Origin of the sequence: Xenophilus sp. (assembly GCF_044462705.1) — a bacterium.
Lineage (GTDB): Bacteria > Pseudomonadota > Gammaproteobacteria > Burkholderiales > Burkholderiaceae_C > Xenophilus > Xenophilus azovorans.
In genome coordinates, this window is sequence record NZ_JBIQNC010000002.1 from 45,521 (window position 1) to 57,735 (window position 12,215).

A 12,215-nucleotide genomic window follows, 5' to 3' on the forward strand; every position below is an offset into this window, starting at 1 on the left:
GTTGTTATTGGTCAACCGATTAATTTCATGGCGACGACGACGGGCACTCCCAACCGCGCAACGCGCGTCAAGCAAAGAGGACCGGGCCGGCCGGAGGGAACGAGCGCCGTCCGCGACGAGATCATGGACGCCGCCGAGGCGCAGTTCGCGGAGCTGGGCTATGCCGGCACCACGCTGCGCGAGATCGCCGCGGCCACCAACGTGACGCAGGCGCTGATCAGCTACTACTTCGGCTCGAAGTACGGGCTGTTCGAGGAGACCTTCCTGCGCCGCGGCCAGGTCATCTCGCGGCAGCGGACCGAGCTGCTGGAGGCGCTGCTGGCCCGCAAGGGCAAGCCCACGGTGCGCGAGATCGTGCACGCCTTCCTCTCGCCCACGCTGGCCCTGCGCTCCACGCCGCAGGGCCGGGCCTTCCTGCGCCTGCAGGCCCGGCTGCACACCGAGCCGCCGGAGATCTCGTACAAGCTGCGCACGCACGCCTACGGCTCGTCGACGCAGCGCTACGTGGATGCCTTCCGGCTGGCGCTGCCGCAACTGGGCGAGCTGGACGCCTACTGGCGCGTGACGCTGATGGTCGGCACCTACCTCTACGCCTTCTCGGACACGCACCGCATGGAGGAGATGACGCCCAAGGGGCTGTACGACCCCGAGGACACCGAGGCGCTGATCGACCAGGTGAGCCGCTTCGTGGTGGGCGGCTTCCAGGCGCGCTGAGGCACCCTCCCCGCCCCGCCCCCTGCCGCGCAGCTAGGCGGGCAGCAGCCCGCGCAGCGCCTCCAGGCTCAGCACGTCCGCGTACTTCTGCCGCATGTCGAACAGGCTGGCCTCGTGCGGGCCGATGGCGCGGTCGCCCACGCAGTCCTCCACCACCACCGGGCGGAAGCCCCAGCACATGGCGTCGACCACGCTGGCGCGCACGCAGCCGCTGGTGACGCAGCCCGCCACCAGCAGCGTGCGCACGCCGCGCTGCGTGAGCCAGGGCGCCAGGTCGGTGCCGAAGAAGGCCGAGGGCACGTTCTTGCGCACCACCCGCTCGCCCGCCGCGGGCGCGAGCGCATCGACGATGGCGCTCGCGGGCGAATGCTCCTTCAGGCCCAGCATGCCGGGCACCTTGGCGCTGAAGATGTTGGCGTCGCTGTCGTCGTCGGCGTAGACGATGCGGCTGTGCGCCACCGGCCACCCGCGCTCGCGCGCGGTCGCCAGCAGGCCCACGGTGCGGTCGATCGCGGCCGGGATGTTGCCGCCGCCGAAGGTGCCGGGGTCGGCGAAGCCGTTCACGAAGTCCACGATCAGGAGGCCGATGGGCGGCTGCACGCCCAGCCCGGCGCCGAAGCCCTGGCGCTGGTAAACCTGCGACTCGTCACGCATGGGCGGGCTCCTCCTGCGCCGGCGCCTTCTGCGGCTGCATCAGCGACTCCACCACCTTGCCGTCGTTCACCACCTGCAGGCCGTCGACGAAGACGTTGCAACGCCGCATCGGGATGTCGATGTGGCACGCCGTGGTGCGGCTGCCGCCGGCCTCGTTGTTGGGGCCGAGCGAGAACAGGAAGTTGCCGCTGACGGCGCGCGCGTCCATGCCCAGCGTGGCCTCGCGGTCGTACAGGCCGAGGGTGGACCAGAAGGCGCGCTTCTGCAGGCCCCAGCCCACGTGCGAGATGGCATAGGCCTCGGGGTCGGCGAAGGACTCGATGTACTCGCGCAGCAGCTCGGCCTCGGCGTCGCCCTCGATGGCAGTGACGAAGCCGTCCTTCACCGTGAGCATGATGGGCTCGCCCACGTAGTTCTTCATCGGCAGCAGCACGTCGCCCTTGGCCAGCACGATGCGGCCCTGCGCCCCGCCCTCGTTCGGCCAGGTGAAGGCGAAGCCGCTGGGCCAGTGGTCCCATCGGCCGGGCTGGTCGACGAAGCCGTACTCGGCCGTCACCGGGTACTCGCCCAGCGGCAGGCGCAGGTCGGTGCCGGCGGCGGAGGTCACGTGCATCTCGCGCCTGCCCTCGAGCAGCGCGACGCCGGCCTGCACGCGGTGATAGTCCTCCAGAGTGGGCACCATGCGCGCCAGCACCTCGGGCGGTTCCATCGCCAGCAGGATCTTGGTGCCGGAGGCCAGGATCTCGTGCTGCTCGGGCGAGAACAGCAGTGTCATCAGGTCCAGCACCAGGTCGCTGGCCTTGAGCGCCGCGATGGCGGCGCGGTTGCCGGTGAGCGGCGTGGTGCCCAGGTAGGCGAGCGTGTCGCGGCTGAGCGCCTTCTCGCCGTTGACCGGCGGCAGGTCCAGCCGGCTCACGCAGGCGCCCATCATGGTGGCGGCGGTGATCGCGCAGCGCAGCGTCTGCGGGTGCGTGTGGTCGCTGGTCAGTACGGTGACGGCGTCGCCGGTCTCGAGCCTGGACAGTGTGAGCACCTGGGTCCAGGCGCGGATCAGTTCGGTATCGCAGATGGCCATGACAAAAATCTCCTGCGTGACGGGTTCAGGTCAGGGGGGCGCCGAGGAAGTCGCCGAAGGCGCGGTAGAAGCCTTCCTCGTTGTCCCAGGGAATCATGTGGCCGGCGCCGGCCACGCGGTGCTCGTGCAGGCCGGGCACCAGGGCGCGGATCTCGCGCACGTCCTCCTCGCGGACCACATCGCCGCGCTCGGCGCTCATCAGCATCAGCGGCACCGCGATGCGCGGCAGGTCGGCATGGATGTCGTCCGTCTGGAAGGCATCGAAGCTGGTGACGATGGCGCGTTCGTCGCAGGTGTGCAGCCACTGGGCACGCAGGCGCAGTTGCGCCTCGGTCCAGGTGGGGCAGAACGCGCGCATCTGCTCCAGGCTGATGCCGCGGCGGGCCTGGCGGATCGAGTCCACGTACCACGGCAGTTGTGCCGGGTAGGGGCGGCGACCCGGGCCGGAGACCGGCGGGTCGACCGCCACCAGCCGGGTCAGGCCGGCCGGCTGCCTCGATGCCGCGCGGATCGCGATGCGCCCGCCCATCGAGTGGCCGACGAAGGCGTAGCGGTGAAGGCCCAGCGCGCCGGCGAAGGCGTTGAGGTCGGCTGCCTGCGCGTCGAGGCTGTAGTCCAGCGCGTCGGACGCCTCGCTCAGACCGCGGCCGCGGATGTCGAGCACGTAGGTGTCGAAGTGGCGCCCGAAGCGCTCGGCCACGAAGCCCCAGGTGACCGCCGGGCTGGTGATGCCCGGGATCAGGACGATGGCGTCGCGGCCCGGCACCGCCGCCTCGCCGGGGCAGAAGCGCAGGTAGTGCTGGCGGATACCGTTGGCATGCACGTGCGCGCCGTAGAGGAAAGTGCTGGCACCGCTCATGCCGTGCCTCCTTTCTTCGGATACGCGCCCGACAGCAGTGCGCCGGCGCCTGGCACCACCGGCTCGAGCCCCAGGGCGGTGAGCATGGCGTAGGTGGTGGCCACCGCCGCGGTGACGACCGGCTTGCCGGTGGCCGCCTCGACCTGCGCGATGGCCGGCAGCGAGGGCATCTGCACGCAGGCCGACAGCACGATGGCGTCCACGTCGCCGGTCTTCATCCCGGCGACGATGCCGGGCAGCTTCGCCGGGTCGTGGCGGCCGACCTCCAGGTTGTCGGGGATCTCCAGCGCGCGCCAGTCGGCCACCTCGAAGCCCTCGTGCTCGATGTAGTCGATGACCAGCCGGGTCAGCGGCACCATGTAGGGCGCCACCAGCGCGATGCGCTTCACGCCCATCGCCTTGAGCGCATCGACCAGCGCGCCGGCGCTGGTGATGACCGGCGCCTCGCCCTGGTTGCCCGCGGTGGCGGCGCTCAGGCGAGACTGCGACTGGCGGTGGTAGCCGCGGCCCATGGCCATGATGGCCACCAGGCAGGCGTAGCCCAGCACGTCCACGCGCGCGTCGCTCAGCTCCAGCGCGCAGCGGTCGGACTCGGCGTCCATCGCCGCCAGCTCCTCCTTGTTGACGTGCTTCATGCGCATGCGCGCCGAGTGGAAGGTGAAGCGCTCGGGCCGCACCTGCTCGCGCAGGCGCAGCATGGCGGGGATCTCGGTCTCCATCGTCGTGTTGGAACTGGGCACGATCTGCCCGATGCGGAAGTGGGTCCTGCTCGTCATGTCCACGCTCCCGGGCTCAGGCCACCGCCGGTTCCGCGCTTTCGTCGAAGCGCTCGATGCAGCGGGTGGCATCGTAGGAATAGACCCATTCGGCCTTGATGCCGACCGCGTTCGGGTCCTTGGCCTGGGCCTTGCGGAACTCCTCGTCGCGCTTCTTCTGCTCCTCGGGCGTCGAGAGGTGGTAGGTGCGGCCGCGCTCGCGCGCCTCCAGTTGCACGCGGGCGGTGCGGGGGCGGCGCTCGGATTCGTAGGCGCGCAGGGCGCCGTCCAGGTCGCCGCCGAAGTGCGACAGCGCGGCGGCCAGCACGTAGGCGTCCTCGATGGCCATGGCGGCGCCCTGCGACAGGAAGGGCAGCATCGGGTGCGCGGCGTCGCCCAGCAGCGTGACGCGGCCCTGCGACCACTGCGCCATCGGGTCGCGGTCGAACAGGCCCCACTTGAAGATCTGCTGCGCGTCGGTCTTCTCGAACAGGCGCACGATGTTCCCGTGCCAGCCCTCGTAGGCGGCCAGCAGCTCCTCGCGCGTGCTGGGTTCGGTCCACGACTCGGTCACCCAGTCGGCGCTCTCGTTGACGGCGACGATGTTCACCGCGGCGCCGCCCTTCACGTAGTAGGTGACGATGTGCGCCTTGGGGCCCATCCAGAACGAGGCGTCGGGGCTCACGAAGGGCAAGGGACGATGCTCGACCGGCACCAGCGCGCGCCAGCACATGTGGCCGGTGTACTGCGACGCCGTCCTGCCCCACAGCGCGTCGCGCACCGCCGAGTGGATGCCGTCGGCGCCCACGATGAGGTCGGCCTCGAAGCGCGTGCCGTCGTCGAAGTGCGCCACGGCCTTGCCGGCGTCCTGCGTCACGCCGGTGCACGACACGTCGAAGCGCACGCGGTCGGTCGGGATGCCCTCGCAGAGGATGGCGTGCAGGTCCGCGCGGTGCACGTGCCAGAAGTCGGCGCCGAACAGGTTCGGGCACACCTCGCGCAGCGGGGTGCGGAACAGCTCGCGCGCGTCGTCCCAGTTGCGGCCGACCATGGCCTCGGGCAGGAAGCCGATGCGCGCCAGCGCGTCGCCCAGGCCCAGTGCCCGCAGCACCTTGGCGGCATTGGGCGTCATCTGCACGCCCGCGCCGATCTCGCCGAAGGCGCCCGCGCGCTCGAACACCCAGGCGTCGATGCCGCGCAGGCGCAGCGCGCGCGCCAGGGCCACGCCGCCGATGCCGCCGCCGACGATCCCCACTCGCATTGTCTTGGTCATGTCCTTGCTACTCCTTGATCCGGTGGGCCGGCAGTACGCTCGACCCGTTGGTTAAATAAGTGTTCAATTAATTGAGAGGGCCGAGAAAAGGGTGCGCAGGCACCCTCCTCCATCGCTCAGCCGCCCAGGTAGGCACTGAGCAGTTCAGGGTCTTCCAGCAGGCGCGAAGCCTCGCGCTCGGCCACCACGCGGCCGGTCTCGTAGACGTAGGCGCGCGTGGCGACCGACAGCGCGTTGTGCACGTTCTGCTCCACCAGCATCACCGTCACGCCGTGGGCGTTGATCTCGCGCACGAACTCGAACACCTCCTCGGCCATGCGCGGGCTCAGGCCCAGGCTGGGCTCGTCCAGCAGCAGCAGGCGCGGCTCGGACATGAGCGCGCGGCCGATGGCCAGCATCTGCTGCTCGCCGCCGCTGAGGGTGCCCGCCAGCTGCCTGTGGCGCTCCTTCAGGCGCGGAAAGCGCTCGTAGACCAGGCCCATGCGCCGCTGGACCTCCGCCTTGCCCTTGCACAGGTAGGCGCCCATCGAGAGGTTCTCGTCCACCGTCATGGCCGGCCACACGTGCCGCTCCTCGGGCGACTGGGCGATGCCCTGCGCCACCACGCGGTCGGCGGCCAGGCCGCCGATGCTGCGGCCCTGGAACACGATCTCGCCGCGCGTGGGCTTGAGCAGGCCCGAGATGGCCCTCAGCGTGGTGCTCTTGCCTGCGCCGTTGGCGCCGATCAGGGCCACCACCTCGCCGGGCATCACGCGCAGGTTCACGCCGTGCAGCGCCGCGGTCCTGCCGTAGCTCACGTGCAGGTCGCGCAGCTCCAGCACGGGCGATCCCGGCTCGCTGCCTGTCAGCCTGCTGGCGTGCGTTTCACGTTGCTCGAGGACCGCGCTCATGCCTTCCTTCCTCCGCCGAGATACGCCTCGACCACCTTGCTGTCGGACTGCACCTGGGCCGGCGTTCCCTCGGCCAGCTTCTGGCCGAAGTGCATCACCACCACCCGGTCCGACACGCCCATCACCAGCCCCATGTTGTGCTCCACGATCAGGATCGACTCCACCAGCGTGCCGCGCACCGTCTTCAGGATCTCGCCGAACTGGCGCGCCTCCTGGCTGTTCAGGCCGGCCGCCGGCTCGTCGAGCATCAGGATCTCGGGCTTGGCGGCCAGCGCCAGCGCCACTTCGAGCAGGCGCAGCTCGCCGCACGACAGCACCGAGGCCGGCGCGTCCATGCGGTGCGCCAAGCCCATGGTGCGCACGATGCGCTCGGCGCTCTCGCGCGCCGCCGCTTCCGCGACGCGCACCGCGCGGCCCGGAAAGAAGGTGCGCCACAGCGGCTGGCGCGCCTCCATGTAGTGCCCGGTGAGCACGTTCTCGAACACCGTGAGCGACTTCAGGATGTTGGTCTTCTGGAAGCTGCGCACGATGCCCATCCGGGCCATGTGGTAGGGCTTGCGCCCCGTCACGTCCGTGCCGCCGAAGCGCACGCGGCCGGCGCTGGGCGCGTAGAAGCCGGTGATCAGGTTGAAGCAGGTGGTCTTGCCGGCGCCGTTGGGGCCGATCAGGCCGACGATCTCGCCGGACTGCACGTCGAAGCTGATGTCCCTGACCGCATGGATGCCGCCGAAGGACTTGCCCAGGCCGCGCACCTCCAGCGCGCGCGGCGTCTTCCTGGCCTGGATCGCGTTCATGCCGCCCTCCTCTCCGGCTGCGAAGGCGCCACCGCGACCTTGGGCGCGTCGGCCCTGCGCGACGCGCGCCACTGGACGACGAAGCCCATCAGCCCGCGCGGCAGGAAGAGCACGATCGCGATCACGGCCAGGCCGAAGATCGACAGGCGCAGCTCCTTGGCCTCGCGCAGGTATTCCTCCAGGAAGGTCACCAGCAGCGCGCCGATCAGCGGCCCCACCAGCGTGCCCTTGCCGCCGACGAGCACCATGATGATCATGCTCACCATGAAGGCGAAGCGGAACACTTCGGGCCCGACGAAGGAGATGTAGTGGGCATAGAAGCCGCCGGCCATGCCCGACAACAGGGCGCCCAGCACCAGCGCGAGCATCGAGTAGTGCAGCGGCTGGATGCCGATGGACTGCGCCACGTAGCGGTTCTCGCGCACCGCCACCGCCGCGCGGCCGGCGTTCGAGTACACGAAGCGGAAGCTCAGGTAGAGCGTGAGCGCGAGCAGCAGCCAGGCCACCGTGTAGTAGAACTGCTTGGCGCCCAGGTTGCCCGCCTCGGCCAGCAGCGCGGGCTGCGGGACGCCGGCGATGCCCATCGGGCCGTTGGTCAGGGCGATCCAATTGTCGGCCGCCAGGCGCAGCACCTCGGCGAACGAGAGCGTCACGATCACGAAGAACGGGCCCTGCAGCCGCAGCGTGATGCCGCCGATCACCACGCCCACGAGCATGGCCAGCAGCCCCGCCGCCGGCACGGTGGCCCACATCGGCCAGCCGTACTGCGTGGAAAGGATCGCCGCCGTGTAGGCGCCGGTGCCGAGGAAGGCCGTGTGCCCCAGCGAGAACTCGCCCACGTAGCCGACCACCAGGTTCAGGCTGCTCGCCAGCACCGCGTAGAACAGCACCATGATGGCGATGTGCAGCACGTACTGGTCGCGCACCAGCAGGGGGAGCAGCGCGGCCAGCGCCATCAGGCCCCAGAGACAGTGTTTCTCGAACTTCATGCCCGCTCCGCCCGCTTCGAAAAGAGCCCGTAGGGCCGGAAGACCAGCGTGAGGATCACCAGCGCGAAGCCGATGATGTCCACCCACCCGGTGGCCACGTAGCCGCCCCACAGCGCCTCGACCACGCCCAGCAGCAGGCCGCCCGCGACCGCGCCGGCGAAGCTGCCCATGCCGCCGAGGATCACCACCACGAAGGCCTTCATGCTGACCAGGCCGCCGATGGCGACCTGCGCCGAGTAGATGGAGCCGAGCAGCATGCCGGCCATCGAGGCGATCACCGTGCCCATGGCGAAGGTCGCCGCGTACACGTTGGCGGTGCGCACGCCTGCCAGCTGCGCCGCCATCGGGTCCTGGAAGGTCGCGCGCATCGCGCGGCCCAGGCGCGTCTTGTGGATGACCAGCCAGGCCGCCACGATCAGCAGCGCGCACACCAGCACCGCGAACACCCGCAGCTTGGTGAGCACCACCGGGCCGAGGAACATCGGGCCGGCGGAGATCGGCGCCTCCACCTTCAGCGGCGCGGTGCCCACGGCCAGCAGGGCCGTGTTGGCCAGGAAGATCGACAGGCCGATGGTCAGCAGGATGCCGGGCTCCTCGCCCTGGTGGCGGATGCGCTCGATCAGGAAGCGGTCGACCAGCCAGCCGAAGGCGCCCATGACCACGGCCACCAGCACCAGGCCGGTGAAGAAGTCCAGGCCGAGCCGGGTGGTGGCCCACCAGCCCATCACGCCGCCGAGCATGTAGAGCTCGCCGTGGGCGAAGTTGACCACGCGCATCAGGCCGAGGATGAGGGTCAGCCCCAGCGCCGAGAGCGCGTAGAACGAACCGGTCACCAGGCCGTTGGCGAGGTACTGTGGGAGTAGTTCCATCGTCGGATGTCCCGTTTTTCAGTGGTTCCGCGGCTCAGGGCTTCTCGGTGGCCGACTGCGCGACCACGTTCGGCTCGCGGTTGCTGATCTGCACCAGCACCACGTCGAAGCCGTAGCCCTCGCCCTTGTCGGTGAAGCGGTAGCGGCCGTTGGGCGCGGCGTAGTCGGTCTTGCGCAGCGCGTCGCGGATGGCCTCCGGCTCGGCCTTGCCGGCCCGCGCGACGGCGTCGAGCAGGATGTTCATGGCGTTGTAGCCGGCGGCGCCGTACTTGCCCGGCTTTTCCTTGTAGGCCTTGCTGTAGAGCTCGACGAAGGCCTTGTTGCGCTCGCTGGGCAGGCTGGAGGCATAGGGCACGGCGGCGTAGATGCCTTCCGAGGCGTCGCCGGTCAGGCCGATGAAGTCGGCGGTGGCCCAGGAGCCCACCCCGAAGATCTTGGTCTTCAGGCCGAACTCCTTGAACTGCTTGACCAGGATGGAGCCGTCCTGCGTCTCGGCAGCCACGAACACGCCGTCGGCCTTGCTCGCGCGCAGCTTGGTCAGCAGCGTGTAGAAGTCGGTGGCGCCGTGGTCGAAGTACTCCTTCATCACGGTCTTCACGCCGAGCGCCTCCAGGTCCTTGGAGAAGTCCTCCACGCCGCCGCGGCCCCAGTCGTCGTTGACGCCGATGTAGGCCACCGACTTGAGCTGCAGCTTGTCCGCGAGGATCTTGCTGAAGGTCCTGGACATGAGGCGGTCGGTCTCGGCCGAGCGGAAAAAGTACTGCATGCCCTTCTCCGTGAGGTCGGCCTTGGACGACACGCCGCTCAGGAACGGCACCTTGTACTTCTCCGCCACCGGCATCACCGCCGCGGTGGCCGAGCTGCAGAAGGCGCCCGACAGCGCCACCACCTTGTCGCGCTGGACCAGCTTCTCGGCGGCGTTCACCGAGTTGGCGGGCCGGCACTGGCCGTCCTCGATCACCAGCTCGACCTTGCGGCCGAGCACGCCGCCGGCGGCGTTGCGCTGCTCCACCGCCAGCTTGGCGCCGTTGACCGAGGCCAGGCCGTTGTAGGCGACCGAGCCGGTCAGCGGCTCGATCACGCCGATCTTCACCGTCTCCTGTGCGCTGGCCAGCGCCGACACGGCGAACAGGCCGGCCAGGGACATCACTTGGGACCACTTGTGCATTTCATTCTCCAGTTGAACGAGACCCACCCGAGCGCAGGCCATCGGAGGCGCTGCGTGTCGGCTCTAATAAATTAAACGATCAATTAATTTTTGGCGAAAGAATAGTTCCTTGACCTCGATCACACGCTGGGGTTAACCCTTGAGAAATTAATTGATCGACTGATAAGCAACTTCGATGCCAGCGCGGCGCGCGATTGCCCCCTCCTCCACGCCGCTTTACCTCGCCGCTGCCCGATGGAATAATCAACCCACCGTTTGGTTGATATTTTGAAAAGCATGATGCCCACTGGTGCCCTCAAAGGTCTGCGAGTCCTCGATCTCACACACGCGCTCGCCGGGCCCTTCTGCTCGCAGGTCCTGGCCGACCACGGTGCCGACGTCATCAAGGTCGAGCCGCTGGACGGCGACTTCTTCCGCAGGATGGGCCCTTTCCGGGACGACGACCGCCAGCGGCAGCTCGGCGGCCTGTTCCAGGCATGCAACCGCAACAAGCAGTCCCTGGCGCTGAACCTCAAGCACCCGGAAGGCCAGGCGCTGCTCAGGCAGTTGGCCGGTACGGCGGACGCCCTGGTGGAGAACTACCGCGCCGGCGTGCGGGAGAAGCTGGGGCTGGGCTACGAGCAGCTGCGCAGCATCAACCCGGCCCTGGTCTACACCTCCGTGCGCGGCTTCGGCGACCGCGTGGGCGGCGTCAGCCCCTACATGGACTGGCCCGCCTTCGACATCGTCGCGCAGGCGATGGGCGGATGGATGGGCATCACGGGCACCGACCCCGAGCACCCGGTCAAGGTGGGCGGCGGCGCCGGCGATACCGTCTCGGGCCTGTTCGCGGCCTTCGGCACCATGGCCGCGCTGTGGCACGCCCGCGCGACCGGCCAGGGCCAGTACGTCGACGTGGCCATGACCGACAGCATCCTCGCCCTGTCCGAGCTGGTCGTGAGCCAGTACAGCTTCCGCGGCGTGTCGCCCGTGCCCGTCGGCAACGGCATCCCCGGCATGGCGCCCTTCGACACCGTCCGCGTCAAGGACGGCGTGGTCGCGCTGGCCGCGCCGCACGACCCGCAGTTCCGCGAACTGGCCGCGCTCATCGGCCGGCCCGAGCTGCCGCAGGACCCGCGCTTCGCTGACGAGGAATCGCGCTGGACGCACCGCGCCGCGCTGATGGAGGAGATCGAGCGCTTCACCGCCGCGCGCACCAAGGCCGAGCTGCGCGAGCTGTTCGGCAACCGCATCCCCTTCAGCCCGATCTACACGGCCGAGGACATCTTCTCCGACCCGCACTTCGCGGCCCGCCAGATGCTGCCCGAGGTCGAGCAGCCCGGCAGCGCGCGCCCCGCCGTGGTGCCCGGCGTGCCGGTCAAGCTCTCGTCCACGCCCGGCGCGGTGCGCCATCGCGCACCGCTGCTGGGCGAGCACACGCGCGAGATCCTCGGCCGGATCGGGCTGTCGGCGGCGAAGATCGACGAACTCGTGGCGGCACGGGTGGTTTCCGGATAATCGCGGGCCATGAAATCGAAGGCCCTCAGCCTGCCCCCGGCGGCCGCCAGCCGCACGCCCGCCAGTGCGCGCCCCACCGCGGGCCGCAAGAAGACGGGGATGGGCACCAAGCACGACGACAAGCGGATCGCCATCCTGCGCACGGCGGCGCAACTGTTCGCCGAGAAAGGCTACGAGTCGACCTCGCTGGACAACATCGCCGAACGGCTCGGCATGCACAAGGCGACGCTCTACCACTACGTCGCCAACAAGGAAAGCATCCTCTACCAGTGCCAGATGCTCTCGTTCAGCGACCTGGACAACGTGATCGAGAAGACCCGCGACCGCAGCGTGCCCGTGCTGCAGCGCCTGCGCGACTTCGTGCGCAGCCTGGCGGTGGCGCAGAACAGCGACTTCGGCCGCTGCCTGGTGCTGGTCGGCCAGCGGCCCCTGGAGATGAGCAGCGGCAGCGACGGCGACATCCGCCAGTTCCAGCGCCGGCTGGACAGCACCGTGCGCGCCCTCGTCACCGAGGGCATCGCCGACGGCAGCGTCCGCCCCTGCGATCCGGGGATGTTCTCGGCGCTGCTGTTCGGTGCCCTGAACTGGGTGCCGCGCTGGTACAGCGAGAGCGGCAAGCTGTCGATCCCGCAGGTGGCCGACAACTTCATGGACACGCTGATCGACGGCATCGCGGCC

General features: G+C 69.6%; 13 protein-coding genes. 3 read left to right on the top strand and 10 right to left on the bottom strand.

The window, feature by feature from the left end; genetic code table 11:
• The first annotated feature begins 27 nt into the window (after window positions 1-27).
• On the top strand, window positions 28-714 hold the full coding sequence (locus ACIY1X_RS00870) for a TetR/AcrR family transcriptional regulator (protein ID WP_399677294.1): 687 nt from the start codon (window positions 28-30) through the stop codon (window positions 712-714).
• 33 nt (window positions 715-747) lie between these two features.
• Here the strand turns inward: ACIY1X_RS00870 and ACIY1X_RS00875 are convergent, their stop codons facing one another.
• The 10 genes from ACIY1X_RS00875 to ACIY1X_RS00920 all read right to left on the bottom strand — a co-directional run bounded on the left by ACIY1X_RS00875 (window position 748) and on the right by ACIY1X_RS00920 (window position 10,040).
• Window positions 748-1,368 (bottom strand): isochorismatase family protein, encoded by a 621-nt coding sequence (locus ACIY1X_RS00875; RefSeq protein ID WP_399677296.1) that lies wholly within the window; start codon window positions 1,366-1,368, stop codon window positions 748-750.
• A complete protein-coding gene (locus tag ACIY1X_RS00880; protein ID WP_399677298.1) occupies window positions 1,361-2,443 on the bottom strand; it encodes a 2,5-dihydroxypyridine 5,6-dioxygenase in 1,083 nt (360 codons plus the stop codon). Before ACIY1X_RS00880 ends, ACIY1X_RS00875 begins: the two co-directional genes overlap by 8 nt.
• Window positions 2,444-2,468: 25 nt before the next feature.
• A complete protein-coding gene (locus tag ACIY1X_RS00885) occupies window positions 2,469-3,302 on the bottom strand; it encodes an alpha/beta fold hydrolase (protein ID WP_038216726.1) in 834 nt (277 codons plus the stop codon).
• Window positions 3,299-4,078: an Asp/Glu racemase gene (locus tag ACIY1X_RS00890; RefSeq protein WP_399677300.1), complete on the bottom strand. Its 780-nt coding sequence runs from the start codon at window positions 4,076-4,078 to the stop codon at window positions 3,299-3,301. Before ACIY1X_RS00890 ends, ACIY1X_RS00885 begins: the two co-directional genes overlap by 4 nt.
• Before the next feature lie 16 nt (window positions 4,079-4,094).
• Complete coding sequence (locus tag ACIY1X_RS00895) at window positions 4,095-5,330, bottom strand: FAD-dependent monooxygenase (protein WP_399677302.1); 1,236 nt, start codon at window positions 5,328-5,330, stop codon at window positions 4,095-4,097.
• Window positions 5,331-5,446: 116 nt separating this feature from the next.
• Window positions 5,447-6,151 (bottom strand): ATP-binding cassette domain-containing protein, encoded by a 705-nt coding sequence (locus ACIY1X_RS00900; RefSeq protein ID WP_038217473.1) that lies wholly within the window; start codon window positions 6,149-6,151, stop codon window positions 5,447-5,449.
• A gap of 65 nt (window positions 6,152-6,216) precedes the next feature.
• Window positions 6,217-7,014, bottom strand: coding sequence for an ABC transporter ATP-binding protein (locus ACIY1X_RS00905; protein WP_399677303.1), 798 nt, complete (start codon window positions 7,012-7,014; stop codon window positions 6,217-6,219).
• A complete protein-coding gene (locus ACIY1X_RS00910) occupies window positions 7,011-8,003 on the bottom strand; it encodes a branched-chain amino acid ABC transporter permease (protein ID WP_399677305.1) in 993 nt (330 codons plus the stop codon). The genes ACIY1X_RS00905 and ACIY1X_RS00910 overlap by 4 nt, the downstream gene beginning before the upstream one ends.
• The gene (locus ACIY1X_RS00915; RefSeq protein ID WP_399677307.1) at window positions 8,000-8,872 is read right to left on the bottom strand and encodes a branched-chain amino acid ABC transporter permease; all 873 of its coding nucleotides are present in this window, start codon (window positions 8,870-8,872) and stop codon (window positions 8,000-8,002) included. Before ACIY1X_RS00915 ends, ACIY1X_RS00910 begins: the two co-directional genes overlap by 4 nt.
• A 34-nt stretch (window positions 8,873-8,906) precedes the next feature.
• Window positions 8,907-10,040 carry an ABC transporter substrate-binding protein gene (locus ACIY1X_RS00920; RefSeq protein ID WP_084217464.1) on the bottom strand — a complete coding sequence of 378 codons (1,134 nt, stop codon included), beginning with the start codon at window positions 10,038-10,040 and terminating at the stop codon, window positions 8,907-8,909.
• Between the two features lie 279 nt (window positions 10,041-10,319).
• On the opposite strand from ACIY1X_RS00920, the gene ACIY1X_RS00925 reads away from it, so the two are divergent.
• Together ACIY1X_RS00925 and ACIY1X_RS00930 are read left to right on the top strand one after the other, a co-directional pair.
• A complete protein-coding gene (locus ACIY1X_RS00925; RefSeq protein ID WP_399677309.1) occupies window positions 10,320-11,537 on the top strand; it encodes a CaiB/BaiF CoA transferase family protein in 1,218 nt (405 codons plus the stop codon).
• A gap of 9 nt (window positions 11,538-11,546) precedes the next feature.
• The coding region (locus ACIY1X_RS00930; protein ID WP_399677311.1) for a TetR/AcrR family transcriptional regulator at window positions 11,547-12,215 on the top strand (669 nt) is incomplete at its 3' end.

Bases quoted from the DNA above. Each gene is read 5' to 3' on its own strand.
- ACIY1X_RS00910 (WP_399677305.1), bottom strand. From the start codon at position 8,003: ATGAAGTTCGAGAAACACTGTCTCTGGGGCCTGATGGCGCTGGCCGCG.
- ACIY1X_RS00920 (WP_084217464.1), bottom strand. From the start codon at position 10,040: ATGCACAAGTGGTCCCAAGTGATGTCCCTGGCCGGCCTGTTCGCCGTG.
- ACIY1X_RS00925 (WP_399677309.1), top strand. From the start codon at position 10,320: ATGCCCACTGGTGCCCTCAAAGGTCTGCGAGTCCTCGATCTCACACAC.
- ACIY1X_RS00895 (WP_399677302.1), bottom strand. From the start codon at position 5,330: ATGACCAAGACAATGCGAGTGGGGATCGTCGGCGGCGGCATCGGCGGC.
- ACIY1X_RS00875 (WP_399677296.1), bottom strand. From the start codon at position 1,368: ATGCGTGACGAGTCGCAGGTTTACCAGCGCCAGGGCTTCGGCGCCGGG.
- ACIY1X_RS00905 (WP_399677303.1), bottom strand. From the start codon at position 7,014: ATGAACGCGATCCAGGCCAGGAAGACGCCGCGCGCGCTGGAGGTGCGC.
- ACIY1X_RS00880 (WP_399677298.1), bottom strand. From the start codon at position 2,443: ATGGCCATCTGCGATACCGAACTGATCCGCGCCTGGACCCAGGTGCTC.
- ACIY1X_RS00890 (WP_399677300.1), bottom strand. From the start codon at position 4,078: ATGACGAGCAGGACCCACTTCCGCATCGGGCAGATCGTGCCCAGTTCC.
- ACIY1X_RS00885 (WP_038216726.1), bottom strand. From the start codon at position 3,302: ATGAGCGGTGCCAGCACTTTCCTCTACGGCGCGCACGTGCATGCCAAC.
- ACIY1X_RS00915 (WP_399677307.1), bottom strand. From the start codon at position 8,872: ATGGAACTACTCCCACAGTACCTCGCCAACGGCCTGGTGACCGGTTCG.
- ACIY1X_RS00870 (WP_399677294.1), top strand. From the start codon at position 28: ATGGCGACGACGACGGGCACTCCCAACCGCGCAACGCGCGTCAAGCAA.